Annotated in this window: 25 protein-coding genes; 9 read left to right on the forward strand and 16 right to left on the reverse strand. The window is 72.6% G+C overall.

Annotated features, from left to right (window positions below):
• Positions 1-24 precede the first annotated feature (24 nt).
• Both lnt and CTE05_RS03760 read left to right on the forward strand, forming a co-directional pair.
• A complete protein-coding gene (gene lnt / locus CTE05_RS03755) occupies positions 25-1,590 on the forward strand; it encodes an apolipoprotein N-acyltransferase (protein ID WP_146844754.1) in 1,566 nt (521 codons plus the stop codon).
• The gene (locus CTE05_RS03760) at positions 1,587-2,357 is read left to right on the forward strand and encodes a polyprenol monophosphomannose synthase (RefSeq protein ID WP_146844755.1); all 771 of its coding nucleotides are present in this window, start codon (positions 1,587-1,589) and stop codon (positions 2,355-2,357) included. Before lnt ends, CTE05_RS03760 begins: the two co-directional genes overlap by 4 nt.
• Before the next feature lie 27 nt (positions 2,358-2,384).
• Here CTE05_RS03760 and CTE05_RS03765 read toward each other — a convergent pair whose 3' ends face one another.
• On the reverse strand, positions 2,385-2,729 hold the full coding sequence (locus CTE05_RS03765; protein ID WP_055914529.1) for an RNA polymerase-binding protein RbpA: 345 nt from the start codon (positions 2,727-2,729) through the stop codon (positions 2,385-2,387).
• Between the two features lie 197 nt (positions 2,730-2,926).
• On the opposite strand from CTE05_RS03765, the gene CTE05_RS03770 reads away from it, so the two are divergent.
• Entirely contained in the window at positions 2,927-3,877 is a 951-nt protein-coding gene (locus CTE05_RS03770; protein WP_146844756.1) for an aldo/keto reductase, read from the forward strand.
• A 20-nt stretch (positions 3,878-3,897) separates the two neighbouring features.
• On the opposite strand, the gene CTE05_RS03775 is transcribed toward CTE05_RS03770, so the two are convergent.
• The 3 genes from CTE05_RS03775 to CTE05_RS03785 form a co-directional block, all read right to left on the reverse strand.
• On the reverse strand, positions 3,898-4,404 hold the full coding sequence (locus CTE05_RS03775) for a hypothetical protein (protein ID WP_146844757.1): 507 nt from the start codon (positions 4,402-4,404) through the stop codon (positions 3,898-3,900).
• A gap of 89 nt (positions 4,405-4,493) precedes the next feature.
• Complete coding sequence (locus tag CTE05_RS03780; RefSeq protein WP_146844758.1) at positions 4,494-4,967, reverse strand: heme-degrading domain-containing protein; 474 nt, start codon at positions 4,965-4,967, stop codon at positions 4,494-4,496.
• Complete coding sequence (locus CTE05_RS03785) at positions 4,964-7,255, reverse strand: LLM class flavin-dependent oxidoreductase (protein ID WP_146844759.1); 2,292 nt, start codon at positions 7,253-7,255, stop codon at positions 4,964-4,966. Before CTE05_RS03785 ends, CTE05_RS03780 begins: the two co-directional genes overlap by 4 nt.
• Positions 7,256-7,366: 111 nt before the next feature.
• On the opposite strand from CTE05_RS03785, the gene CTE05_RS03790 reads away from it, so the two are divergent.
• From CTE05_RS03790 to CTE05_RS03805, 4 genes are read left to right on the forward strand one after another with little or no spacing between them, the layout of a single operon-like run.
• The gene (locus tag CTE05_RS03790) at positions 7,367-7,816 is read left to right on the forward strand and encodes a helix-turn-helix transcriptional regulator (RefSeq protein ID WP_146844760.1); all 450 of its coding nucleotides are present in this window, start codon (positions 7,367-7,369) and stop codon (positions 7,814-7,816) included.
• Between the two features lie 5 nt (positions 7,817-7,821).
• Positions 7,822-8,232: a VOC family protein gene (locus CTE05_RS03795; protein ID WP_146844761.1), complete on the forward strand. Its 411-nt coding sequence runs from the start codon at positions 7,822-7,824 to the stop codon at positions 8,230-8,232.
• Between the two features lie 50 nt (positions 8,233-8,282).
• Positions 8,283-10,646 carry an ATP-binding cassette domain-containing protein gene (locus CTE05_RS03800; RefSeq protein WP_146844762.1) on the forward strand — a complete coding sequence of 788 codons (2,364 nt, stop codon included), beginning with the start codon at positions 8,283-8,285 and terminating at the stop codon, positions 10,644-10,646.
• Positions 10,647-10,673: 27 nt separating this feature from the next.
• A complete protein-coding gene (locus CTE05_RS03805) occupies positions 10,674-11,099 on the forward strand; it encodes an iron chaperone (protein WP_146844763.1) in 426 nt (141 codons plus the stop codon).
• Positions 11,100-11,102: 3 nt separating this feature from the next.
• Here CTE05_RS03805 and CTE05_RS03810 read toward each other — a convergent pair whose 3' ends face one another.
• The 4 genes from CTE05_RS03810 to CTE05_RS03825 form a co-directional block, all read right to left on the reverse strand.
• A complete protein-coding gene (locus tag CTE05_RS03810) occupies positions 11,103-12,104 on the reverse strand; it encodes a tyrosine-type recombinase/integrase (RefSeq protein WP_146844764.1) in 1,002 nt (333 codons plus the stop codon).
• Positions 12,105-12,575: 471 nt separating this feature from the next.
• On the reverse strand, positions 12,576-13,076 hold the full coding sequence (locus CTE05_RS03815; RefSeq protein ID WP_146844765.1) for a GNAT family N-acetyltransferase: 501 nt from the start codon (positions 13,074-13,076) through the stop codon (positions 12,576-12,578).
• 35 nt (positions 13,077-13,111) lie between these two features.
• Complete coding sequence (locus CTE05_RS03820; RefSeq protein ID WP_186814723.1) at positions 13,112-13,273, reverse strand: hypothetical protein; 162 nt, start codon at positions 13,271-13,273, stop codon at positions 13,112-13,114.
• A gap of 60 nt (positions 13,274-13,333) precedes the next feature.
• On the reverse strand, positions 13,334-13,978 hold the full coding sequence (locus tag CTE05_RS03825) for an MBL fold metallo-hydrolase (RefSeq protein WP_222595400.1): 645 nt from the start codon (positions 13,976-13,978) through the stop codon (positions 13,334-13,336).
• Between the two features lie 77 nt (positions 13,979-14,055).
• Here CTE05_RS03825 and CTE05_RS03830 point away from each other — a divergent pair, with 77 nt between their 5' ends.
• Positions 14,056-14,820, forward strand: a complete 765-nt coding sequence (locus tag CTE05_RS03830; protein WP_146844766.1) for a ParA family protein — start codon at positions 14,056-14,058, stop codon at positions 14,818-14,820.
• A 52-nt stretch (positions 14,821-14,872) separates the two neighbouring features.
• Here the strand turns inward: CTE05_RS03830 and CTE05_RS03835 are convergent, their stop codons facing one another.
• The 8 genes from CTE05_RS03835 to clsA form a co-directional block, all read right to left on the reverse strand.
• On the reverse strand, positions 14,873-15,466 hold the full coding sequence (locus tag CTE05_RS03835) for a MerR family transcriptional regulator (protein WP_055914562.1): 594 nt from the start codon (positions 15,464-15,466) through the stop codon (positions 14,873-14,875).
• Positions 15,467-15,648: 182 nt separating this feature from the next.
• The gene (locus tag CTE05_RS03840) at positions 15,649-16,173 is read right to left on the reverse strand and encodes a bifunctional nuclease family protein (RefSeq protein ID WP_146844768.1); all 525 of its coding nucleotides are present in this window, start codon (positions 16,171-16,173) and stop codon (positions 15,649-15,651) included.
• Positions 16,174-16,242: 69 nt separating this feature from the next.
• Complete coding sequence (gene ftsR, locus CTE05_RS03845; RefSeq protein WP_246123240.1) at positions 16,243-17,004, reverse strand: transcriptional regulator FtsR; 762 nt, start codon at positions 17,002-17,004, stop codon at positions 16,243-16,245.
• A 40-nt stretch (positions 17,005-17,044) separates the two neighbouring features.
• Complete coding sequence (locus CTE05_RS03850) at positions 17,045-17,509, reverse strand: FHA domain-containing protein (RefSeq protein ID WP_146844769.1); 465 nt, start codon at positions 17,507-17,509, stop codon at positions 17,045-17,047.
• 142 nt (positions 17,510-17,651) lie between these two features.
• Positions 17,652-18,839 carry a DUF881 domain-containing protein gene (locus tag CTE05_RS03855; RefSeq protein WP_146844770.1) on the reverse strand — a complete coding sequence of 396 codons (1,188 nt, stop codon included), beginning with the start codon at positions 18,837-18,839 and terminating at the stop codon, positions 17,652-17,654.
• Positions 18,836-19,168: a small basic family protein gene (locus CTE05_RS03860; protein ID WP_056027523.1), complete on the reverse strand. Its 333-nt coding sequence runs from the start codon at positions 19,166-19,168 to the stop codon at positions 18,836-18,838. Before CTE05_RS03860 ends, CTE05_RS03855 begins: the two co-directional genes overlap by 4 nt.
• Complete coding sequence (locus CTE05_RS03865) at positions 19,165-20,109, reverse strand: DUF881 domain-containing protein (RefSeq protein WP_146844771.1); 945 nt, start codon at positions 20,107-20,109, stop codon at positions 19,165-19,167. Before CTE05_RS03865 ends, CTE05_RS03860 begins: the two co-directional genes overlap by 4 nt.
• Complete coding sequence (gene clsA / locus CTE05_RS03870) at positions 20,106-20,705, reverse strand: cardiolipin synthase ClsA (protein WP_246123241.1); 600 nt, start codon at positions 20,703-20,705, stop codon at positions 20,106-20,108. The genes CTE05_RS03865 and clsA overlap by 4 nt, the downstream gene beginning before the upstream one ends.
• Positions 20,706-20,809: 104 nt before the next feature.
• Here clsA and CTE05_RS03875 point away from each other — a divergent pair, with 104 nt between their 5' ends.
• Positions 20,810-21,223, forward strand: a complete 414-nt coding sequence (locus CTE05_RS03875) for a CoA-binding protein (protein ID WP_146844772.1) — start codon at positions 20,810-20,812, stop codon at positions 21,221-21,223.
• Positions 21,224-21,407 lie beyond the last annotated feature (184 nt).

The following is a 21,407-nucleotide window of genomic DNA, read 5'->3' on the forward strand; positions in this document are numbered from 1 at the left end:
AGCCCGCTGACGTACCCTCCAGGGGTGCCCGCCCGTGAACCCGCCCGCTGGTGGACTCTCGTCCTCGCCGTCTCAGGTGGCCTGCTCACCCGCCTCGCGTTCCCCGAGCCAGGATGGTGGGGGACGGCCTTCCTCGGCGTCGCCTTCCTGTACCTGGCCCTGCGCCGCGACAGCGCGCGCTGGAACGCGCTCGTCGGGCTCCTGTGGGGCCTCACGTTCTTCCTGCCCCTCATCACGTGGGCCGACGAGGCGGTCGGCCTGGTGCCGTGGCTCGCGCTGAGCACGCTCGAGGCGGCGTACTTCGCCCTCTTCGGTGCCGCCTGGAGCTGGGCACGACGGGGCAACGCGGTCTGGCGCAGCATCGGCCTGCAGGTGGTCGTCTTCACGATCCTGTTCGTCGCCACCGAGGAGCTGGCCGCGGCCTGGCCGTTCGGGGGCTTCCCCTGGGGACGCCTCGCGTTCTCCCAGGCCGACTCTCCCCTCGCGGCGCTCGCCTCCCTCGCGGGCACCCCGCTGCTCTCCGGGGCCGTGGTCGCCGTCGGCGTGCTCCTCGCGCGCATCATGCTGGCCGCCCGCCGGCTGGAGATCGGTCGGCTGGTCGTCGCCACGGCGGCCGCCGCGACCGTGCTCGTCGTCGGTCTCCTCGTCCCTCTCGACACGCAGGCGCAGAGCGGGGGCCTGCGGATCGGCGCGGTCCAGGGCAACGTGCCCGGGACGGGTCTGGACGCGTTCGGCCAGCGCCAGGCGGTCCTCGACAACCACGTCGCCGGCACGTTCGCGCTGCTCGACCAGGTGGAGCCCGGTGAGCTCGATCTCGTCCTGTGGCCGGAGAACGGGACCGACATCGACCCGCAGGCCGACCAGGCCGCGGCGGACCTCATCGACGGCGCAGCGCAGGCCGTCGACGCCCCCATGCTCGTCGGGACCGTCGAGTACCCACCGACCGGCGGGCGCTACAACACGGCGGTCCTGTGGGAACCGGGCGTCGGGGTCACCGCGACGTACACCAAGCAGCACCCGGCGCCGTTCGCGGAGTACATCCCGATCCGCTCGTTCGTCCGGCAGTTCTCCTCGGCGGTGGACCTGGTCACTCGGGACATGCTCCCCGGCACCGAGCCCGGCTACGTCCCGCTCGACTCCGAACGGCTCGGGCGCACGGTCGGGATCGGCGACGTCATCTGCTTCGAGGTCGCCTACGACGGCATCGTGCGCGAGGCGGTCCGGGCCGGGGGAGAGGTGCTCGTCGTGCAGACGAACAACGCGTCGTTCGGTGTCTCGGACGAGTCCACGCAGCAGCTGGCGATGTCCCGGATCCGCGCGATCGAGCACGGCCGGGCGACCGTGCAGATCTCGACGGTCGGCGTCAGTGCCGTCATCGAGCCCAACGGCGTGGTCAGCCAGCAGACAGGGCTCTTCACCGCGGAGCAGATGGTGGCTACCCTTCCCCTGCGCGACACGCTGACGCCCGCAACGAGGCTGGGCTCGTGGCCCGCATGGATCATCGACGCCCTCGCGGTGTGCGTGGTGCTCGCCGGTGCAGCCGGGGCGTACCGGGTGCGCCGCGCCGACCGGATCGAGACAGCCGTATGACCGAGGCCCTTGCGCGTGTGCTCGTGATCGTCCCCACCTACGACGAGCGCGAGAACCTGCCCGGCGCACTGGACCGCCTGCGCACGCACGTCCCCGACGCGGACGTGCTCGTCGTCGACGACGGGTCGCCCGACGGCACGGGCGAGCTGGCCGAGAAGATCTCGGAGGCCGAGGCGTCCGAGGGGCGCCAGCGTGTCCACGTGCTGCACCGGGCGGGCAAGCTCGGCCTGGGTACCGCGTACGTGGCCGGATTCGGCTGGGCGCTGGAGCGCGGGTACGACGTCGTGGTCGAGATGGACGCGGACGGGTCGCACCGCGCGGAGGACCTCCCGCGGCTGCTGGACGCGCTCACGGATGCCGACCTCGTGCTGGGCTCGCGGTGGGTGCCCGGGGGGAGCGTGCTCAACTGGCCGGTGAGCCGCCATGTGCTCTCCCGCGGCGCGAACACGTACACGCGGATCGTGCTGGGCATCCCGCTGCGCGACGCGACGGGTGGCTTCCGCGCGTACCGCGCGGGACTGCTCGGCCGGCTCGGTCTCGACGACGTCGCGTCGCAGGGCTACTGCTTCCAGGTGGACATGGCCTGGCGGGCCGTCCGCACGGGCGCGCGGGTGGTCGAGGTCCCGATCACCTTCGTCGAGCGGGCGCTCGGCCAGAGCAAGATGAGCCGCGCCATCGTCGTCGAGGCGCTCGTCAACGTGACCCGGTGGGGGATAGCAGAACGCTCCCGCCGTGTGGCGGGAGCGTTCCGTCGATCTGGGCGCTGAGCGGCCGGGGGCGCCGCTCCGCGCGGGTCAGGCGCTGCGGCGCAGCTTGCCCGACCGGAGCAGGTCGAGGCGCTCGTCGAGCAGCTCCTGGAGCTCTCCGACGGTGCGGCGCTCGAGCAGCATGTCCCAGTGGGTGCGCGGCGGCTTGCCGGCCTTCACCTCGGGCTTGGACGCGTCGCGCAGCAACGCCTCCTCGCCGCAACGGCACTCCCACACCACCGGCACGTCGGCCTCGACCGAGAACGGCAGGATGATGGTGTGCCCGTTGGGACAGTCGTAGTGAGCCTGGAGGCGGGGGGCGAACTCGACGCCGTCTTCCGTCTCCATGCTGTGGGACCCGATGCGCATGCCGCGCAGGGACCGGTTTGCCATCTGGGGAACCTCCGTGCCGTTGTACGGCCGTCGAGAGTGAGAACTTCCACCGGTGTCAACGGTGGCCGCCCCTCCAGTGTTCCAGGAGGACGTGAAGGTCTCGTGAATGCACCTGGTGTGCGGGGGAGAGGCTTAGGGTTGCCCGGGTGAGCAATTCGACCCCTCCCGTTCCCCCAGCCTCTCGCACTGACGCCGAGATGTCTTTTCGACAGCTCGGCGACAGCGGCCTCGTCGTCTCGGTGGCCGGTCTCGGCTGCAACACGTTCGGTGCCACGCTGGCGCCGCACGACGTCCCGGCGCTGGTCGGCGCGGCGCTCGACGCGGGCATCACGTTCTTCGACACGGCGGACGTCTACGGCGGTGTTCCCGGTCAGAGCGAGGAGCTGCTGGGCGAGGCCCTGGCCGGTCGACGTGACGATGTGGTGATCGCGACGAAGTTCGGCATGGACACCCGCGGGCTGAACGGTCCCGACTGGGGTGTCCGGGGGTCTCGGCGCTACGTGCGCCGTGCCGTCGAGAGCTCCCTGCGCCGGTTGCGCACCGACCACGTCGACCTGTTCCAGATGCACGCGCCCGACCCGGTGACGCCCATCGAGGAGACGCTCGCGGCACTGCACGAGCTCGTCGTCGAGGGCAAGGTCCGGTACATCGGGTCCTCGAACTTCGCGGCCTGGCAGGTGGTCGACGCGGACTGGAGCGCCCGCACGGCCGGAGCGACCCCCTTCGTCTCCGCGCAGAACCGGTACAACCTGCTGGACCGCAGCGCCGAGGCTGAGCTGGTCCCGGCAGCGGAGCAGGTCGGTGTCGGCCTCATCCCGTTCGTCCCGCTCGCGTCGGGCCTGCTCACGGGGAAGTACCGGCGCGGCGAGGCCGCACCCGACGGGTCGCGGCTCACCCGGATGCCCGACCGGCTCGCGCGGGCCGACTTCGACACGATCGAGGCACTGGAGTCGCTGGCGGCCGCCTGGGGCATCGACCTCCCGACCCTGGCGCTCGGCGGGCTGGCGGCCCAGCCGGCGGTCGCGACCGTCATCGCCGGTGCGCGCACGCCCGAGCAGCTGCGTGCGAACGTCGCCTCGATCGCCTGGTCGCCGACCCTCGAGCAGCTCGCCGCCATCGACGAGGCGGCGCCCGGCCCGTCGGCCTGACGCGGGCCGCCGCACCGTCCTCACCACTCGAGCACGCGCGCCCGGCTCTCGCCGATCGCGACGACCGCCCAGAGGCGCACCCCGACGTCGTCCGCGGCATCGCGGAGGGCGGGCACCCACTGCGCCTCGAACGCGCCGAGGTCTCCACCAGCGGCACGGACGAGCCCGACGACGACCGACCCGCCGGGCGCGTCCGCCCGCAGGACCGCGTCGAGCACCGCGACGAGCCTGTGAGCCACGGTGCGGTCCGCCCGCACGGGCACGTCGACGACGGGCAGCACGACGGGGGTGGTGTGGTCCGTGGCGTCGAGCAGGACGAACCAGAGCGCCGGCGCTCCGGCCCGCTCAGGTCCGACGAGGTCGAGCAGGACCGCGAGCGCGTCGCTGCCCGACCGCAGCGCGGCGCCGGGTGGGGCGGGCAGGTCGTGGGCGAGCCCGTCGGCCCCGACCGCCACCGGGACGGTCTCCCACAGGGCGTCCTCGTCGGCGTCGTCCCAGTCCTCGTCGAACCATCCGTGCTCCGTCATGCCGTCAGGCTCGGGCGCGCCGGACGGCCGTGGTGACCGCCGGCGCGGATCTGTGCGAGATCACCGCGCCCGTCCGGGCTGTGGGCGCCTCAGGCGAGGTGTGCGACGAGAGCCTCGACGACGAGCGCGTGGTCGTCGGCCTGGGGGAGACCCGAGACCGTCACCACGCCGACGATGCCGACGTCGCGGACGCGCACGGGGAACGCCCCGCCGTGCGCGGCAAACTGCTGCATGGGCAGGTCGTGCTGCGCGGCGAACGTCGTGCCCTTGGCCGTGGCGCGCAGCCCGACGAGGTACGACGACGCCCCGAACCTCTCCACGACGCGGACCTTGCGCTCGATCCAGCTGTCGTTGTCGGGCGTCGTCGCGGGGCGGGCCGCGTGGAAGAGCTGCTGGGTGCCGCGACGGATGTCGACGGTGACCGGCAGGTCGCGCTCCTGGGCGAGCTCGACGAGCAGGCAGCCGAGGCGCCAGGCGTCGTCGTTGGTGAACGTCGCGAAGACGAGGTCGTGCTCCTGCTGCTCGACGCGGGCGATGACGTCGGCGATGTCGTCGGTGCTCATGTCGCCATCGTGGCACGCGTCTCGTCGGGCGTCGGCGTGACCCCGAAGTTCCCGTCGAACACGTGGTCGGGGTCGTACACGGCCTTGAGCCGCCCGAGGCGCGCGAGCGTGGCCGGTGGGAAGGCCTGGGCGAGCCGGGCGGGGGACTGGTTGGTCTCGAAGCTGAGGTAGACCCCGTCCAGGTGGGGTCCGAGCCGCTCCCACCACGCGTCGATCTGCGCGCGCCGGCTGCCCCGGGCGGCGGCGAGGAGCGAGAAGTTCTGCGTCCGGTGGGCGTAGGCCGTGGCCGCGGGGTCGACGTCGTTGACGGCACCCCCGACGGCCCGCAGCTGCACCATGTCGGCGTCGCGGCTGGCGAGCAGGTCGGCGAGCAGCGCGGCGAGCCCCGGCGTCACGTGCTCGACGAGGCCGCCGCGGGTCGCGGGCGCGGAGCCGCCGGTGTGCTCGCCGTGGTGGGCCGCCACGGTCGCGGCGTAGGGCACGAGACGAGCCTGCTGCTGGAGCACGGGCGCCAGGTCGAGGAAGGGCTCGATCGCGGCGACGGCGGCCTCGGCGTCGTCGTTCGCCCAGACGACGATCGCGTACCCGACGGCGGGGTCCTGGCCGCGGGCCGGCACCAGGCTGAGGAAGCTGGTGAGCTCGCGCGGGGAGGACTCGACGAGGTCCGCCCACGCCTGCACGAACGGTGCCGTGTCGGTCGCGTCGACGAGGATCGTCGCGTGCACGACGTCGCCGACCTCGGCCGCCTCGATCTCGACGGCGGTGACGATGCCGAAGTTCGCGCCTGCACCGCGCACCGCCCAGAGCAGGTCGGGCTCGTGGTCCGCGTCGGTCCGCACCAGCCGCCCGTCGGCGAGCACGAGCTCGGCCGCGACGACGTGGTCGAGCGTGAGCCCGTAGGACCGTCCCAGGAAGCCCTGCCCTCCCGCAGTCACGAGCCCGCCGACGCCGACGTCCCCGTAGTCGCCGGAGCTGATCGCCAGCCCGTGCTCGGACAGCGCCGCTGCCACGTCGCCCCAGCGGGCACCCGCACCGAGCCGGACGAGCCGCCGCTCGCGGTCGAGCACCTCGACGGTGTCGAGCGCGCCGACGTCGATGACGATGCCGCCGTCGTTGGTGGACCGGCCGCTGATCCCGTGCCCCCCGCTGCGCACCGCGAACGGCACCTCCTGCGCTCTCGCGAAGGTGATCGCATCACGGACGGCCTCGGCGTCGTGGGGCCGCAGGACGAGCCCGGGGGAGCCCGCGTAGACGTACGACGACCGGACTCGGCCGTACTCCCGGTCGCCGGGCTCGACGGCGGTGTCCACCAGCGACGCGGGGAGTCCGTCGTAGTCGATCCCGGGCCGCCGCTGGGCCAGCGACGCCGCCGCGCGGACAGCGCCGGTCACGGTGCCGGCCGACCGGCGGGCGGCTGCGACGGCGTCGCGCAGGGCGGGCGCGACCTCCTCACCGAACCGCGCGATCGCCACGGGGTCGTCGCTGCCGAGGATGAACGTCGAGACGCCGTCCTCCAGGACGAGGGGGAGCAGGTCCTCGACCCACCGCTCGGGCGGCCCCTGGAGGAAGCCCGCCCCGGAGAAGGACCCCGCACCCAGGTTGAGCAGGCGGCGGACCTCGCGGGGGTCGCGGCCGGCCGCCTGCGCCGCCTCGTCGATCCGGGCGTTGCCCGCGGCAAGGTCGCCGTCCTTCAGGTAGCCGAGGCTCGGCAGCCACCCGTCCGCCTTGCGGCCCACGAGGCCGAGCATCCGGGGCTTGTACGCGCCGAGCCAGATGGGGATGTCGTGGGCGGGTGCCGGACCGCGCTTGGCGCCGTCGACACGGTGGTGGGTCCCGCCGACCCGCAGCGGGGACCGCTCGTTCGTGTCCCAGATGCCGCGGACGACGTCGATCGCCTCGTCCAGCGCGTCCACGCCCTGTCCGGGGGTGAGGCGCGGGGAGCCCATCGCGACGATGGCGTCCCAGAACGCCCCGGAGCCGAGACCCAGCGCGAACCGGCCGCCCGACAGCAGGTCGAGGCTCGCCGCGGCGCGCGCGAGGACCGCCGGAGGACGCAGCGGGAGGTTGAGCACGTTGCCCGCGACGTGGACGCGCTCGGTCGACGCGGCGACCCAGGACAGCAGCGTCCACGTGTCGAGGAACGCCGGCTGGTAGGGGTGGTCCTGGAACGTCACGAGGTCCAGACCGGCGCGCTCGGTGGCCTGCGCGAGCGCGACGACCTGCTGAGGGTCCTTGGCGGCGGGGGTCAGGAACGTGCCGAGCACGAGGTCGTGTCCGTAGTCAGGCATCGAGCGAGCTCCTCATGGTTGAGAGTTCAACTATACCCACGATCCCGCCAGGACGGGGCCGTCGGCGCAGGGGACGCGGCACCGTCGGCACGACGTGGCACGATCGGTGACGTGAGCAGCACGCCCGCGTCGGCCCATCACCTGAGCGACCTCGTGCGTCTCCGACGCGTCCGGGACCGCATCGACCGCGAGTACGCCCAGCCGCTGGACGTCGAGGCGCTCGCGCGAGGGGCGCACATGTCCGCCGGGCACCTCAGCCGCGAGTTCCGCCGCGCGTACGGCGAGTCCCCGTACGCCTACCTCATGACGCGCCGCATCGAGCGCGCGATGTCCCTGCTGCGCCGCGGCGACCTGAGCGTCACCGAGGTCTGCTTCGCGGTGGGCTGCTCGTCGCTCGGGACGTTCAGCACGCGCTTCACCGAGCTGGTCGGCGTGCCTCCGAGCGTCTACCGACGCGAGCACGCAGGCGTCACCGAGGGGATGCCGTCGTGCGTCGCCAAGCAGGTCACCAGGCCGGTCAGGAATCGAGAAGCGCGGACCCCGGAACCCCACCTAGCGTGACCGTCATGGACCTCACCCTGCACTACGCCTTCCTCCCGCACGACGACCCGGACGCCGCGCTGGGGTTCTACCGCGACGCCCTCGGCTTCGAGGTCCGCAACGACGTCGGCTACAACGGCCTGCGCTGGATCACGGTCGGCCCCGCGGACCCGTCGGCCCCGGCGATCGTCCTGCACCCGGCGGCCGCCGAGCCCGGCCTCACCGACGACGAGCGCCGGATGATCGTCGAGATGATGGCCAAGGGCAGCTACGCCGCCATCACCCTGGCCACGCACGACCTCGACGGTGTCTTCGCCCGGCTCGAGGCCAGCGGCGCCGAGGTCGTCCAGGAGCCGACGGACCAGCCGTACGGCGTCCGCGACTGCGCCTTCCGTGACCCGGCGGGCAACCTCCTGCGCATCAACGAGCTCGGCTGAGCGACGCCGGTGGGATCGAGACACGCGCTGCCCACACAGAGGGAGCCAGGATGAGCACGACGACGCATCCCGCGGACAGCCACGACCTGATCCGGGTGCACGGCGCGCGCGAGAACAACCTCAAGGACGTCAGCGTCGAGATCCCGAAGCGCCGCCTGACGGTCTTCACCGGCGTCTCCGGCTCGGGGAAGAGCTCGCTGGTGTTCGACACGATCGCCGCCGACTCGCAGCGGCTGATCAACGAGACGTACAGCGCCTTCGTCCAGGGCTTCATGCCGACGCTCGCACGGCCCGACGTCGACGTCCTCGACGGTCTGACCACGGCGATCATCGTCGACCAGGAGCGGATGGGCGCCAACCCGCGCTCCACCGTCGGCACCGCGACGGACGCCAACGCGATGCTGCGCATCCTGTTCAGCCGGCTCGGCACCCCGCACATCGGACCGCCGCAGGCGTACTCGTTCAACGTCGCCTCGATCAGCGGCGCCGGCGCGGTCACCATCGAGCGCGGCGGCCGGGAGACCAAGGAGCGGCGCAGCTTCAGCATCCTCGGCGGCATGTGCCCGCGCTGCGAGGGCCGCGGCTCGGTCAACGACATCGACCTGACGCAGCTCTACGACGCGAGCAGGTCCCTCAACGAGAACGCCCTGACGATCCCCGGCTACAGCATGGACGGCTGGTACGGACGGATCTTCCGGGGCTGCGGCTTCTTCGACCCCGACAAGCCGATCGCGAGGTACACCAAGCGCGAGCTGGACGCCCTGCTCTACAAGGAACCCACGAAGATCCAGGTCGACGGCATCAACCTCACGTACGAGGGGCTGATCCCACGGCTCCAGAAGTCGTACCTGGCCAAGGACGTCGAGGCGCTGCAGCCGCACATCCGCGCCTTCGTCGAGCGGGCCGTGACGTTCTCGACCTGCCCCGACTGCGACGGCACCCGGCTGAGCAAGGAAGCCCGCTCGTCGACGATCGAGGGCAAGAGCATCGCCGACGTGTGCGCGATGCAGATCAGCGACGTCGCCGAGTGGGTGCGGGGGCTCGACGAGCCGTCCGTCGCGCCGCTGCTCACGGGGCTGCAGCTGCTGCTCGACTCGTTCACCGACATCGGTCTCGGCTACCTGTCCCTCGACCGGTCCTCCGGGACGCTGTCCGGGGGAGAGGCGCAGCGCACCAAGATGATCCGGCACCTCGGCTCGTCCCTGACCGACGTCACCTACGTCTTCGACGAGCCCTCGATCGGCCTGCACCCGCACGACATCCAGCGGATGAACCAGCTGCTGCTCCAGCTGCGGGACAAGGGCAACACCGTGCTCGTCGTCGAGCACAAGCCGGAGATGATCACGATCGCCGACCGCGTCGTCGACCTCGGCCCCGGGGCCGGGGCCGCCGGTGGCACCGTCTGCTTCGAGGGCACCGTCGAGGAGCTGCGGACCAGCGGCACCCTGACCGGCAAGCACCTCGACGACCGCGCGTCGGTGAAGGACGAGGTGCGGTCACCGACCGGCAGGCTCGAGATCCGCGGCGCGACCGCCAACAACCTGCGCGACGTCGACGTCGACGTCCCGCTCGGCGTCCTCGTCGTCATCACGGGCGTCGCCGGCTCCGGCAAGAGCTCGCTCGTCCACGGGTCGATCCCCGAGGGCGACGGTGTCGTGTCCATCGACCAAGGAGCGATCCGGGGGTCACGGCGCAGCAACCCGGCGACCTACACCGGCCTGCTGGAGCCGATCCGCAAGGCGTTCGCCAAGGCCAACGGCGTGAAGCCGGCCTTGTTCAGCGCCAACTCCGAGGGCGCCTGCCCCGCGTGCAACGGCGCCGGCGTCATCTACACGGACCTGGCGATGATGAGCGGCGTCGCCACCGTCTGCGAGGTGTGTGACGGAAAACGCTTTCAGGCCTCTGTGCTCGAGTACCGCCTGGGCGGTCGCGACATCAGCGAGGTCCTCGCCATGTCGGTCACGGAGGCAGAGGAGTTCTTCGGCGCGGGGGAGGCCCGCACCCCGGCCGCCCACGCCGTCCTGTCGCGGCTCGTCGACGTCGGGCTCGGTTACATCAGCCTCGGCCAGCCATTGCCGACGCTGTCCGGCGGGGAGCGGCAGCGACTCAAGCTGGCGACGCACATGGGGGAGAAGGGCACGGTCTACGTGCTCGACGAGCCCACCACCGGTCTGCACCTCGCCGACGTCGAGAACCTGCTCGGCCTGCTCGACCGGCTGGTCGACGCGGGGAAGTCGGTGATCGTGATCGAGCACCACCAGGCGGTCATGGCGCACGCCGACTGGATCATCGACCTCGGGCCCGGCGCCGGCCACGACGGCGGCCTGGTCGTCTTCGAGGGCACGCCCGCGGACCTCGTCGCCACCCGCACGACCCTGACCGGTGAGCACCTCGCCGCCTACGTCAGTGCCTGACCACACACCACGAGAGGAGACCTGACCATGGCGGAGAGCAAGAAGGCCGGAGCGTTCACCGAGGAAGAGCGCGACGCGATGAAGGAGCGCGCCAAGGAGACGCGGCGCGGATCGAAGGCGGCCAACGGCGAGCAGGACCTGCTCGAGAAGATCGCGGAGATGGACGAGGACGACCGCGCGATGGCAGAACGCATCCACGCCATCGTGACGGAGACGGCCCCCGAGCTCGCACCGAAGACCTGGTACGGCCAGCCGGCCTACGCCAAGGACGGCAAGGTCGTCGTCTTCTTCCAGGCCGCCTCGAAGTTCAAGACGCGGTACGCCACTCTCGGCTTCAACGAGGAAGCCCGGCTCGACGACGGCTCGATGTGGCCGACCGCGTTCGCCCTGGTCTCCCTGACCCCGGCCGACGAGAAGCGCATCGCAGAGCTGGTCAAGAAGGCGGTCGGCTAGCGCCTACGGGGTGCGGTCCCGCAGCACCTGACGGGCGGGGGAGAGCAGGGCGGCGTCGCGGACGTCGGCTGCCGTCGCCTTCACGTAGATGCCGGTCGTCTTGAGGTCCTCGTGGCCGAGCAGCGCCTGCACGGCGGGGGCCGGCACGCCGGAACGGATCAGCCCCTTGGCGTAGGTGTGCCGGAAGCCGTGCGCCGACTCGCCCTCCTGCTTGGGGACCCCGGAGCGGGCGATCCACCCGTCGACGAGGTGCCGCAGGGCGCCGCGGGTGAGCGGGACGCCGTCGGCCCGGCGCAGCAGGGGAGACGCGGCGGGGAACGTCCCGAACCGCGCGGTGCGCTCCCGCAGGTACTCCTCGACGAAGGTGATCGCCTCCGGCGGCACGGGCACGATGCGCTGCCGGTTGCCCTTCCCGATGACCGACATCACGACCTCGCCACCGGAGTCGCGTCGCAGGGACTGCTCGGAGACCGCGCACAGCTCGGCGGCGCGGACCCCGGTGGTCGACAGGAGGGCGAAGGTGGCGCGCTCCAGGGCGGGCCAGCGGCGTGCGTGCGGCGCGCGCTCCTCCCACACCGCGTCGGCGAGCCGCTCGAGCTCGTCGTCGTTCCAGCCGGCAGGCAGACGGACGGGACGCTCGGGCGCCTCGATGCGCAGCGTCGGGTCGACGCCGAGGTGCCCCTCCAGCTGGAGCCAGTGGCACAGCAGCCGCAGGGTGCCGACCCGGCGCTGCGTGGTGCTCACGGCCTCCTGGAGCCGGATGACGCGGTACGCGTTCTTGATCTGCGTCTCGGTCAGGTCGTCGACGAGGACCACGGTGAGCGGAGCGGGGTCATCCGGTGCCGGCTTGTCGCCGAGGCGTCCGGTCTGACGCGCGATGACCGTGGCCCACACGACGATGTCCCGGCGGTAGTTCTCCCGTGAGCTCTCCGTGAGGCCACGGCGCGTGAGCGTCGCGCGGTCGATGAGGAACTGGTCGACGACCTCGCTCAGCGGCACACCCATGCAGTGCACGGTAGGTCGGCGTCGAGCCGGAGCAACGGTGCCGCGCCGCAGCTTGCGCGCATGGGGGCGCGTTCGGCGGTGGGACGAGGGGTTCAGATGTTTCTCGCATAGTGCCGCCTATGTGCGTAACAGCACCATGTCCACGCTCAGAAGGGGGTCAGGACGTGGACGCTGTGCTCCGGCGCCCGTGTCGCCACGGCGACCGACGGCGTGGAGTCTCGCGACGGCCGTGCCCTCGCACAGGTCCATCGATGCGAGCGTCCGGGGTCCACGACCAACCGGCCGCCGGGCGACCCGGCTCGTCCGGCGTCCGGTCGTCCGGTCGTCCGGTCGTCCGGTCGTCCAACACGACGATCGTGCCGGCGTCGCCGCCAGACCCTGACGCACGGACGTGTCGGCGACACCTCGCGCCAGGTCGTGAGCCTGCTCCGCGGAGCCCGCCCAGCCACCACGGCCGCAGATTATGACAATTCAGGCCGACGCCGCGTCACGAAGCGTCACGACGTACCGTTCCTCGGTCTGCGACGTGTCCCGTGGGACGACCTGACGCTCACCGGTGCGCGTGAAGCCGGCCCGGACGAACAGGTCCCCGGCGGCATGGTTGCCGTCGAGCAGCCAGAGCGACACGGTCCGTGCGTCCTGCGCGACGGCCGCCTGACGCACGGCGTCGAGCAAGGCCCACCCGACGCCCTGTCGTCTCGACTCGGGCGCGACCCACAGCGCGACGATGTGCCGGTCGTCCACGGGCGAGCCCGGCTCCTGCATCATCGTGACGATCCCGCGGCCCGCACCGTCGACGTCGACGGCGACCCATGTCGTCGTCGTCCGGATGCGCATCCGCCAGTGCGACTCGGTGAACCGTTCTTCCCTGCTCAGCGACGCACCGAACACGTCCGGGTCCTCGCGCAGGGCGCGCAGCCGGACATCCTGGACGAGTCGCCAGTCGTTCTCCACCACCTGTTGGACAAGCACAGTCACAGGATGCCTCACGCCGGAGGGATGGACGCTCAGGCGTCGTCGCGCGCCGTCGGTTCGTCCGCCGGTGCACCACCGTGGCCGGCGGGATCCGGGACGGCGCGTGCGGCGTCGGCGATCTCCTCCTCCGGCCGGGGCGGCACGGTCTCGTCGTACTCCAGCTCGGGCACCTCGTGGCCCACGGACTCCGTCACAACGGTCTCCCTCCGTCGCGACCACCGTACGGGCGGGGGACGTGCTGCGACAGCGGAGACTCAGACATCGATGCCGTCGCCCGGGTCGAGCGAGATCGGCTCCCCCGCGCCACCCAGGCGGCCGAGCAGACCGATCGCCATGCCCTGACCGATCGCACTGAGCAGGGCGTCGTGGACCACCACGACGCGGCCCGGTCCGATGCTGCGCACGTAGTCGACGACCTCACCGAGCTTCAGCCACGGCGCTCCGAGCGGTGCGCACAGCACGTCCACCGTGGCACCCGCCGGGTCGACGTAGGCGTCACCCGGGTGGAGCACGCCCTCGACGAGGTAGCCCACGTTGTGGATGCGCGGCACGTCCTGATGGACCACGGCGTGCCACTCCCCCAGCGCCGCCACGTCGAACCCGCCGGCGGAGAACGTCTCGCCCGCACGGACCGGGTGGACGCGGTCCTCGGGTGCCCCCGCCTCGACGAGCACGTCGACGACAGACTGCGGCGCCCAGACGTCCACGCCGCCCTGGACGGCCTCCACGAGCGGCTCCGTGGCGACGTGGTCCGGGTGCTCGTGCGTGACGAGGACCGCCTCGACCCCGTCGAGCGCACTCGGGAGATCGGAAAAGACCCCCGGGTCGATCACCAGGCGGTCGGGGCCGCGGTCGAGTCGGATGCAGGCGTGTCCCCAGCGCGTCAGACGGATGCTCATCCGAGCAGTCTGTCCTGACCAGCGCGAACGCGCGCGGCGTTTCGCTCCCGACGCGTCGCCCGGCTACGGTTGCGCACGTGCTGGTGCTCGGGGTGTGCAGTCTCAAGGGTGGCGTGGGCAAGACGTCGATCACCCTCGGTCTCGCGTCGGCGGCCCTCGAGCGCGGGCTGCGCACGCTGGTCATCGACATGGACCCCCAGGGCGACAGCACGATGGCGCTCGGCGCACGGCCGCAGACCGGCGACGTCGCATCGGTCCTCGACGAGCCGGGCGAGTCGACGATGACCGCGGCGACCGTGCTGTCCTCCTGGGCCGACGACGGCCTCGACGTGCTCGCCGGGTCGGAACGGTCCGCCGTGCACGACCGCATGGACGGCACCGACGTCGACCGCCTGCGCTACGCGCTGTCGTGGGTGCACGGGTACGACCTCGTCATCGTCGACTGCCCGCCGTCCCTCGGCGGGCTCACGCGGACGGGACTGGCAGCCTGCGACCGCGCGCTCGTCGTCACCGAGCCGGGACTGTTCGCCGTCATGGCGGTCGGTCGGGCGATGCGGACCATCGACGAGCTCCGCCGCGGTCCGGCACCCGCGCTCCAGCCGCTCGGCATCGTCGTCAACCGCGTCCGCTCCCGCTCGATCGAGCAGGCGTTCCGCCTTGAGGAGCTGCAGACGCTGTACGGGCCCCTGGTCCTCACTCCCCCGGTGCCGGAACGCGCAGCACTCCAGCAGGCTCAGGGCGCTGCCCAGCCGGTGCACGCGTGGCCGGGTGCCGCGGCCGCCGAGCTGGCCCGGACGTTCGACGCGCTGCTCGACCGGGCGCTGCGGGCGCCCCGGCACTGACGAACGAGAGAGCGGCCACCCGGACGGGCAGCCGCTCTCGACGTGCGTGGGATCAGCCGGCGGTGCGCGCCTGCCGACGCAGCGCGAGCTCGTCGTGGGCCGACGGCTGGATGACGAGCTCGTCCTCCTCGTCCGCTCGCTCGGTCGGCAGCGCGGCGAGGGTGCCCTCGACCTCCCGCCAGACCCGGCCGACCGCGATGCCGAAGACACCCTGGCCGCCCTGGACCAGGTCGATGACCTCGTCCGCGGACGTGCACTCGTAGACGCTCGCGCCGTCGGACATCAGCGTGATCTGGGCGAGGTCGTCGACCCCGCGCTCACGCAGGTGGCTCACCGCCGTGCGGATCTGCTGCAGGGAGACACCCGTGTCGAGCAGCCGCTTGACCACCTTGAGCACGAGGATGTCGCGGAAGCTGTACAGCCGCTGCGTGCCCGAGCCGGTGGCCGGGCGGATCGACGGCTCGACGAGGCCGGTGCGGGCCCAGTAGTCGAGCTGGCGGTAGGTGATCCCGGCAGCCCGGCACGCGGTGGGGCCGCGGTAGCCCGTCGCGGTGTCGAGGTCAGGGAGGTCGTCGTCGAACAGCATGCCCTGAGCGCGCTGCGGCACTGCCCCGCTGACGCTCTCGGCGCTCTCGTTGCTGGTCACGGATCCTCCACTCGTCGCACGCCGGTCGGCGGACATCTCCCCCGGCTGCTTGTCAGACTAGGCCCGTGGGGGTGCAGACGCCATGACGCCCCACGGGCGTGTCGCGTCGGGCGAGTCTCACCTTCGACCTGAGGGCGAAGGTTCACCCGTTCGGTGCTCACGAGCAACCGTCGGGCACGGCCTCAGCGGCCCTCCCCGCCGCCCTGGTCGTCCGGCTCCACCCCGGTCGTGAAGTCCTCCGGGGTGACGACGTCCAGGAACCGCCGGAACCGCTCGAGGTCCTGCTCCGACGTGGTCGTGCGCACCTCCACGCCGGCCACCGCGACGACCTCGGCGGAGCACAGGACCGGGCACCCGAACCGCAGCGCCATCGCGATCGCGTCCGAGGCGCGCGAGTCCACGCGGGGGCCGGTGCGCAGGACCAGCTCGGCGTGGAACACGCCGTCCTCGAGCCGGGTGATCTCGACCCGCGTCAGGCCGGAGCCCGTGGCGATCAGCACGTCGCGCAGGAGGTCGTGCGTCATCGGCCGCGGGGGCACGATCCCCGCCTGCGCAGAGGCGATGGCGCTCGCCTCCGCCGGCCCGATGAGGATGGGGACGAGGAGCTCGGAGTCCGGGTCGAGGAGCAGCACGACGATCTCCTCGTCGGCCAGGTGCTGGCGCACGCCGACGATCTCGACCGGAACCAGCTCGGCGTCCTCTCCCATGCGTCCCACGCTACGACGCGGACGCCGATCCGGCTCCCCCCACAGGCCTGCGAAGTGTGCCCGGATCCCTCAGGGGGTCAGGTCGGCCACAGCGGCGCGCACGAGAGCGGTGTGCATCTGCGTGCACAGCTCGCCCACCTCGGCCGCCAGCGTGCTCGCCCGCGCACGCGACGACGCGCTGCGCTGACCACGCCACGGGGTGACGACCTGCTCGACCAGGTCCGCCTGCCGGTCCGCGGCCGTGCGGAACTGCCGCAGGTGACGCGCGTCGATGCCGTGCTCGGCCAGCGCTGCGGCCGCGACCACGATCTCCCTCGCCCACAGGTCGAACGACCCGGAGCGGTGCACCCGCAGCACGCCGGCGGTGACGAGCTCCTCGACGAAGCCCACCTCGACCCCGGACTCGCGCGCGAGCACGTCGATCGTCCACCGCGTCCCGGCGACCTCGCGGACCCCGTCCCGCGTCGCGAGACGTGCTCGCGGGGCGGGCTCGTCGTCCTCGCCCGCGTCGAGAGCAGCGAGGCGGTCACCGATGACCTTCAGCGGCATGTACCGGTCCCGCTGCTGGCGCAGCACGAACCGCAGGCGCTCGATGTCGGCCGGCGAGTACTGCCGGTAGCCGGCCGCGGTCCGCACCGGCTCGACGAGCCCCTGCTCCTCGAGGAAGCGGAGCTTGGACGTGGTGACGGCAGGGAACTCGATCTGCAACGACGCCAGCACGTCGGAGATCCGCATCGACGCCTGGCGGGAGATGCCGCGAGGCCAGGGCTCGTGCTCGCGGTCGGGCGCGACCTCCGTGGCCTCGACGCGCTGCGCGCGTGCGCTCGTCACGAAGCCGCTCCCTTCGGGCCCACCGTCCGGGACCGGCCGGTCACGCGCCGGCCGCGTCGCGGTGCGGGCTGGGGTGGAACGTCATGCGGTACTTGCCGATCTGCACCTCGTCGCCGGACCGCAGCACGGACTGGTCGATCCGGGACCGGTTGACGTAGGTGCCGTTCAGCGAGCCGATGTCCCGGACGGCGAACGTCGTCCCCTCGCGGACGAACTCCGCGTGCTTGCGCGACACCGTCACGTCGTCGAGGAAGATGTCGGCAGCCGTCGACCGGCCCGCGACCGTGCGCTCGGCGTCGAGCAGGAACCGCGCCCCGGCGCTGGGGCCCCGCTGCATGACCAGGAGGGCGGACGTCGGCGGCAGCGCGTGCACCGCCGCGACCTCGTCCGGCGTCAGGCCGACGGGCGCGGACGCCTCGATCTCGACCGGCTCGATCGCTCCGAAGCTCATCGTCGTGTCGGGTCCGTGGGCTTGCCGCCCGACCTGCGGGTCCTCGCCGCTCATGCCACCTCCCGGGCCCGTTCTTCACGTCGACCACCGGCGTTCCTCGGGGTCAGGCACACCCTATGCGGACCGAGCGGGTCGGCGCAGCACGTCCCACGCTCGTGCCGGGCACGATCGTGCTGGTCGGCCGCGCAGATCAGGACTAATCGCCCTGCGGCGGGACCGGGGTCGCGTACACCGGGTCCGGCACGGCACGCACCGCGTCGACCTCGACGAGGTCGAGCCGGTCCACGGTCCCCTTGCCGCCGTTGTTGCGCACCTGTGCCATCGCGCCACCGGGGATCTGCAGCGCCGGCGCGATGTTGTCCGGGTCACCGATCGCGATCCACCGGTACGGCGCGCTCAGCTCGACGCCGTCGAGCACCACCGCGCCGGCGGTGCCGGTGAACGCGCTGCTCGCCGTGATGCGCTGGTCGTTGAGCTGGATCGCCTCGGCCCCGGCGTTGCGCATCTCCTCGAGCATGTTGAGCATCGTGAACGGCTTGATGGGCCGGTCGGACTCCGTGAGGGTGACGATCACCCCCGGGCCCTCGGCCGGCAGCCGGCCGGCGAGGATCCCCTGGGTCTCGGCGCTGCGTCGCAGCGCGTCCAGCGCCGCCTGGCGACGGTCAGACCCGGACAGGAGGTCGTCACGCTCGCGTGCCAGGTCGGCGGCCTCCCGCGCCAGCGCGTCCCCCCGGTTCGTCGTCTCGTCGAGGATCCGGACGAGGTCGCCCTGCCGCATCCCGGCGAGGTCCGTCTCACCCGACTGCCGCACCTGCGCCACCAGCGCGAACCCGAGGACCGCGCACAGGACGGCCGTCACGAGCTGCGCCCGGGTCGCCCGCGGCGCCAGCGCGCGACCCAGGACGGCCCATCCGCTCGGCGGCTCGACAGGCGCGGGCGCCACGACCTCCGCCCCCTCCGCGGCGTCCGGCTCGTCCCGCGAGTCCTCGGGTGCGACGAACACCCGGACGTCCTGCGGGCGGGCCTCGACGTCGTCGGGTGCCCACGGCGGGGAGTCACCGTCGTCGGGCCCGTCCGGTGCCGACGAGCCGGGCACCCCAGGCTCGGGCGCCTCGGGCACGACGGGCGGCAGGGAGTTCGGCTCGTCGTCCTGCGGCGCGTCGTCCTGCGGCTCGTCGGGGACGACCGTGGGCAGCTCGTCGTCCTGCGGCTCGTCGGGCACGACCGGCGGCAGCGAGTTCGGCTCGTCGTCCTCCGGCTGCTGCGGCACCACGGGCGGCAGGGAGTTCGGCTCGTCGGGAACGACCGGCGGCAAGGAGTTCGGCTCGTCCTCGGGCAGGACCGCGTCCTGCCCGTCGCGACCGTCCTGTGGCTGCACCGTCACGCCTTGAACAGGTGACGGCGGATCGACGCGGCGTTGGAGAAGATCCGGATGCCGAGCACGACGACGACGGCGGTCGACAGCTGCGTGCCGACGCCGAGCTGGTCGCCGAGGAACACGATCAGTGCGGCGACCACGACGTTGGACAGGAACGAGATGAGGAAGACCCGGTCGTCGAAGATCCCGTCGAGCATGGCGCGCAGCCCGCCGAACAGGGCGTCGAGGGCCGCCACGACCGCGATGGGCAGATAGGGCTGGAGCTCCAGGGGAACGGTGGGCTGCAGGAGCAGACCTCCGACGACCCCGATGACCAGGCCGATGACTGCGATCACGTGTCGTCCCTCCCTGTCGGACCAGCAGACCCTGCCACACCGGCCTCGTCCGGCGCACCCTCGCCCGCCCCGGGCTCGGGTGCGGGAACGGGAGCGGGAGTCGGCACCTGCGCGGAGTACAGGGTGACCAGACCGGTGCCGGGCAGCTGGAGCTCGCTCTGCGACGACATCTGGACGCCGATGCCCCAGTTCGTCCGCAGCGTCGCCAGGTGCTGTCCGGCGCTCGCGCGCGCCAGCTCCGTCTGCATCTCGACGGCGTCGCCGACGGCCTCCACGGTGTAGGGGCTGCTGAGCGCGACGAGGTCGACCAGCACGGCGTCGCCTGCGCTCCGGATCGCGGTCATCGCGGTGAGCCGCTGCCCGTTCACCGCGATGGCCTCGGCCCCCGCCGCCCAGAGCCCGTTCACGACCACCTGCAGGTCGACGTCCTGCACCCGCAGGGACATGTCCAGCTCGTCAGGGTCGTCGGAGGGCGAGTCGGTCAGCACGAGCCGCAGGCCGCGCCCGGTGACGGGCATGACGCCGGCCTGGACCGCGTCGGCCTCGATCTGGTCCCGGACGGACTGACCCTCGTCGCCCAGGAGCTCCTCCTGCAGGGTGGCGATCTCGTCCGTCATCGCCGTGATGTCGTCCTGGATCGCGTCGGCGTCGGCGCTGCGCTGCTCGATCTGGGTCTGCAGCAGCTGCCGTGCCTCCTGGGCGGAGCTGGTGGGCTGCCGCAGCGCGAGCGTGGCCGCCGTCGCGCCGAGGCCCAGCCCGATCGCGAGCGCCACGAGGCCGACGGTCGAGCGTCGCGTCCGGCGGGGCTCCGAGCCGGCGGCGCGACGGGCTGCTGCGTCCGCGTAGCCGGGGTCGAGCGGCCGGCGGTAGACCTCGGTGAGGAGGGTCATCGAGGCGTCCGGGATGCGCGGGGTCTCCCCGGACCCGTGCCGCGGCGTCATGCGGTGTCCGCCGACTCGCGCAGGAGGTGCCGCGCCTGGGTCAGGTAGACGACGGCGGAGAACCAGTAGAGCGCGACGCCCCACAACGCGCAGGCCCATCCCACGACACCGGCGACGGCGCCGACCCACGAGCTCCACTGCGCGAGCAGGAGCAGCGGGAACGCGTAGAGCAGCGCGAACGTGCCGGCCTTGCCCGCGAGGTGCACCTGGAGCGGGGCGAACCCTGCCCTGGCGAGCACGACGAGCATCACGGCGAGGACCACGTCACGCAGGACGAGGACGCCGAGCAGCCACCAGGGCACGACGCCGCTCCAGGCGAGCGCGACGAGGGTCACGACGATGAAGAGGCGGTCGGCTGCCGGGTCGAGCAGCTGGCCGAGCCGGGAGACCTGTCCGAGCCGGCGCGCGAGGACCCCGTCCAGCCAGTCACTGGCGCCGGAGACTGCGAGCACGGCGACGGCCCAGCCGTCGTGGCCGCGCACGATCAGCAGCGCGAACACCGGGACCAGCAGCAGCCGCACGAGGCTGATGACGTTGGGGACGGTCAGCACGCGCGTGGAGACGACGTCGTTGCTCGCCACTGCCTCCCCCGTCACCGTCTCGTCCTGGCGGCGTCGATCCTATGCGGCCACGGAGCCGGGTCCGACGACGGCGCGCTCGTGTGGCTGCGGCACCGCGCGGGTGGTGCGACAGTTCGGAGATGATGCATCGCAACGATCCCGACGTCATCACCCGTCTGCTCACGACGCCGGGACGGTGGGCGGTCGTCGGCCTGTCGACCAACACCTCCCGTGCCGCGTACGGCGTCGCGGCGTACGTCCAGTCGCTCGGGCACGAGATCGTCCCGGTGCACCCGCAGGCACCGACGGTGCACGGTGCCCCCGGCGTGCGGTCGCTGGCGGACGTGGACGGTCCGGTGGACGTGGTGGACGTCTTCGTCAACAGCGCGCTGTGCGGCGACGTCGTCGACCAGGCGATCGCGGTGGGAGCCGGCGCGGTGTGGCTCCAGCTCGGGGTGGTCGACGAGGCAGCCGCCGAGCGGGCCCGTGCGGCCGGGCTCGACGTCGTGATGGACGCGTGCCCCGCGATCGAGGGTCCGCGGCGCGACCTGTGACGTTGTGCGCGACGTCACCTGTCGCACCCTGCCGACGACGGCAGTCCGACCGGTAGACTCCTCGGTGAATCTGGAGTTCGTCGCGTCCCCCTTCGAGGCGTCGCCACCACCGCTGAGCCGGTCGGGGCCCGCCTCGCGTCGTGTGGTCTAGGCATCGCGTGAGCGGTTGCCGCTGGGTGGTCCG

Origin of the sequence: Cellulomonas terrae (assembly GCF_007990265.1) — a bacterium.
In the GTDB taxonomy this organism is placed as follows: Bacteria; Actinomycetota; Actinomycetes; order Actinomycetales; family Cellulomonadaceae; genus Cellulomonas; species Cellulomonas terrae.